This is a genomic window from Daejeonella sp. (genome assembly GCF_044232565.1).
Lineage (GTDB): Bacteria > Bacteroidota > Bacteroidia > Sphingobacteriales > Sphingobacteriaceae > Daejeonella.
Genome location: NZ_JBIILQ010000265.1, coordinates 1 through 3,617, shown reverse-complemented (window position 1 = coordinate 3,617; position 3,617 = coordinate 1). Strand labels below are relative to the sequence as shown.

Below are 3,617 nucleotides of genomic sequence, written 5' to 3'. Positions count from 1 at the left end.
TTTACCAATGCCTTAACTTTTGTTCCAATTTTAATGTCGACAATTTCTGAAGGATAAACATCCATTTCGAGCCATAGCTGATCAAAGTTCTCCAATTTTAAAACCTGAGCACCTTCAGCAACATACTGACCTTCTGTGAGACCCAATTCAGTAACCATACCAGATTCACTTGAAAAAACGGTTAGCAAGGCTGATGTTTTAGAACCCAAATCCAATGATTTTATTTGCGATTCGCTCATCCCAAAAAGATGCAATTTATTTTTTGCTGCATCACGCATAGTGCTATAAATTTTCTCGTTTGGAAAGGCTGCTAGCTGTTTTATTTGAAGCAAATAATCCTGTTGCAAAGTTTTTAGCTCCTCACTATAAATCTGAAAGAGAGGCTGCCCCTTCTTAATCTTAATTCCGGTTTCCCTTATAAACAACCGTTCAACTCTTCCTGAATAGCGACTAGATATAACTGTTGTACGCTCCGGATCAATAATCAAGCGGCCATTCAAAACCTTTGAAGTGCTAAAAGAAGAACTTCTAATAGGCATTGTACTAACATTGGCCAATTGTATTTGGCTGTCGCTCAATGTCAACTCATTTTTGCCACCTGCGGCATTTACCTGGACGAGATCCATTCCACAAATCGGACAAGACCCGGGTTTATTATTAATAATTTGGGGGTGCATCGGACAAGTAAAATTGCCGGTATATGCATTCTTATTATGTTCCGTATTTTTGCAAGAAAATTGCAAAAACCCTATAAAAAGCAGGAAAAAACCAAGTAAAATAATTCTTTTCATTATAAACGTTCCACTTTAATAAAACTTTCAGTATCCACTAAAAACCAGGCATTGATGGCGATTTTTTGATCAGCACTTAAACTATTGCCGATATCAATCCACTTTTCGGCTATTGCATTAACCCTTACATAAACAGGGATGAATGCCGAATTACGATTAACAAAAACTATATTATTTTTACCGAGCTGCAACACGGATGTTCTTGGTATCCAATTACCCTCGAGCTCAGTTTCTTTATGGACATTAATAAGTTGCCCCACCTTCCACAAACTACCAGCATTTGATAAATTAGCCCTTATCAGTGAATAATTCAAGCCTTCGCGATAGTAGGGTTGTACAAGATCTACTTTAACTTCTGCCTGCTGACTTGCACGATCAACTGCTTTTATTTTGATGTTAGTTCCTCTTTTAAAAGCCTCCAATTGATCAGAATCAGCAAAAAATTCGACCCACACTTGCTCTGTATTAACCAAGCTGAATAATTTCTGTCCAGCATTAACATATTGCCCCTCTCTAAGCTGAAAACTCTGCCCCCTACTAATAGTTTTTACCGATGGTAGCGCTACCGCTGAAGATCCTGAATTCATTTCACTCATTCCAGATTCACTATCCGAACTTATTCTTGTTGCCCCAGCTTGATTAGAAGAACTAGAACCCGCCATATTATTTAGATCCAATTCGGCAACATACCCTGAATAGGGACTATACACCGAAACCGTTGGATTTATAATTTCACTACGTAAAACTTGATTTATCTGCTGCTGATTTAAACCTAAATACAATAATTTTTTCTTGGCTGATTCAAGTAAAATAGGTTCTGAATTATTTTTAAGAAAAAGAAGCTCCTGCTGGGCATTGAGTAAATCGGGGCTATAAATATCCATTATTTTTTGGCCCTTTTTTATCTGCTGATATCCATATTTTACGTACAAACGCTCAATTCGGCCGCTTACACGTGCAGAAACAGTTTTCCATTGATTAGAATTGTAGTTTATTAGTCCTTTCAGGCTTAAATCTGCCTTGCGCTTTCCCTTTTGGGGATTTACGGTCTTAATGCCTGAGATTACTAACTCATTGCTAGGCTTTACCAAAGAATTTAAGGACTTATCAGCCGAATCATGTCCTAAACCACTCGATTTTGGCACCAGATCCATTTTACAAATCGGACAAATGCCAGCACCCTCATTCAAAATTTCAGGATGCATCGGGCACGTGTAGCTGATGGGTGCTGAAGCTTCCTTATTTTGATTACATGCTAGAAGCAAGGATAAAAAAACTATAAAAATCCCGGTACTACCTTTCAATATTTTTCTCATAATCAACAATCATTTGATAATACTTCTCCAATTGATTCAAGTAATTCATTTGTGCCATATTTAATGCCTCCCAGCCATCAATTACCGTATTTAAATCTGATTTATTTTCTTGGTAAGATAAAATTGAGACCTTCAAATATTTCTGTAGGGATGGTACAATTTTTTGCTCATAATTAGCTAATTGCTTCTGCATTGCAAAAAGTTCATTTTCCATGCTTCGACTCATACCCAATAGGTCGGTGAGCATGGCTGACTTTTGCTGGCGCATAGCTTCTTGCTCAAAGCTCATTGATTTTATTTCAGATTTATACATTTTGGAGGCCCAAGGCACTATCGGAATGGAAAGCATAGCCATCACGGTAAACTGTCGCGGCATCATGGTCGAATAATTAGACATATGATCAAAACGAAGTTTTAAATCCGGTTTAGCCTCCTGCTTCATCAGAACAATATTTTTTTTCATGGTATTAATATCGTGCTCCATGTGTAAAATATCACTTCTTGAACTAGCGAAATAAGCAGTGTCCAAATCAGCCTTTGGCACAAATACTACCTTAAAAGAGGTATCAATTTGAAAATCCAGATCAGCAGACCGATTCATTAAGGTATTGAGTGCGATTTTTTTTGACCGTATACTAGACTCAGTCATTAAAATCATGTTCTCCGACTCAAATGCTCGTCCTTCAGCCTTAAAAACCTGATTTAATCCCCCCTGATTAAAAGGATATCGGATTTCCGCAAGCTTCTTCATGGTTTCCATGATGCGTTTATTCTCTTCTTGATACTTGATTTTCTTGTAGTCAATCAGTAGCCCAAAATATAGCTGCCTAGCTCCAGCCTTATATTGATTAAAAAGTTCAGATTGAGCATGTACCTCGCTCAACGATTGTGTTTCAAGGTATTCCCGCTTTGCTTTTACCTTGGCGGGATTAGGAATATCCTGCTCAGCACTAATCATCAATGCTCCACGATCACTGTCCCCTCCCATTCCCGAAAAAGGATAAGGTGTCATAAATGTACCGGCCCCAACCATAGGTGCCATCCAGGCCCCTGCGCCCTCAACCTTTGCATCTTTACTTTGAATGCGATTGTCGTAGGCTTTTAGTCCGACGTTTTTAGATTGTATCTCTTCCAATATCTGATCTAAACTCATAACAAGCTGCCCAAAAGCAAGCTTAGAGCTCATAAAAAGCAATATAAGACCTATCTTTTTAATGTTTAACATCATGTACCTCCAGTTTTCCAAATTTTCTTAATTCATACTCCTTCGTCATTAAAAATATAAGAGGAGTAACCAATAAAATATGTGTTGATGAAGTTAAAACCCCTCCAATCATGGGCAAAACTATAGGCTGCATTACATCGCTGCCCACGCCCCCCGACCATAACACAGGAATTAAACCAAACAATGCCACACATACGGTCATAATTTTGGGTCTAAGCCTCTTGGCAGCCCCCATAATCACATAATCACGCAAATCTTCTTTGCTGATTGTGTCACTTGAGTTTC

Annotated in this window: 4 protein-coding genes; all 4 read right to left on the bottom strand. The window is 38.2% G+C overall.

All coding sequences use genetic code 11. From position 1 onward, the window contains the following. The coding region (locus ACILQF_RS11745) for an efflux RND transporter periplasmic adaptor subunit (RefSeq protein WP_395627594.1) at positions 1 to 791 on the bottom strand (791 nt) is incomplete at its 3' end. Continuing rightward, complete coding sequence (locus ACILQF_RS11740; RefSeq protein ID WP_395627593.1) at positions 791 to 2,107, bottom strand: efflux RND transporter periplasmic adaptor subunit; 1,317 nt, start codon at positions 2,105 to 2,107, stop codon at positions 791 to 793. The genes ACILQF_RS11740 and ACILQF_RS11745, both read right to left, overlap by 1 nt. Then, positions 2,085 to 3,293: a TolC family protein gene (locus tag ACILQF_RS11735; RefSeq protein ID WP_395627592.1), complete on the bottom strand. Its 1,209-nt coding sequence runs from the start codon at positions 3,291 to 3,293 to the stop codon at positions 2,085 to 2,087. The genes ACILQF_RS11740 and ACILQF_RS11735 overlap by 23 nt, the downstream gene beginning before the upstream one ends. Before the next feature lie 25 nt (positions 3,294 to 3,318). Next, positions 3,319 to 3,617 (bottom strand): efflux RND transporter permease subunit (locus tag ACILQF_RS11730; protein ID WP_395627591.1); only part of this gene is annotated, 299 nt, incomplete at its 5' end.

Coding starts and splice junctions, on each gene's coding strand:
- ACILQF_RS11740 (WP_395627593.1), bottom strand. CDS start 2,107: ATGAGAAAAATATTGAAAGGTAGTACCGGGATTTTTATAGTTTTTTTA.
- ACILQF_RS11735 (WP_395627592.1), bottom strand. CDS start 3,293: ATGAGCTCTAAGCTTGCTTTTGGGCAGCTTGTTATGAGTTTAGATCAG.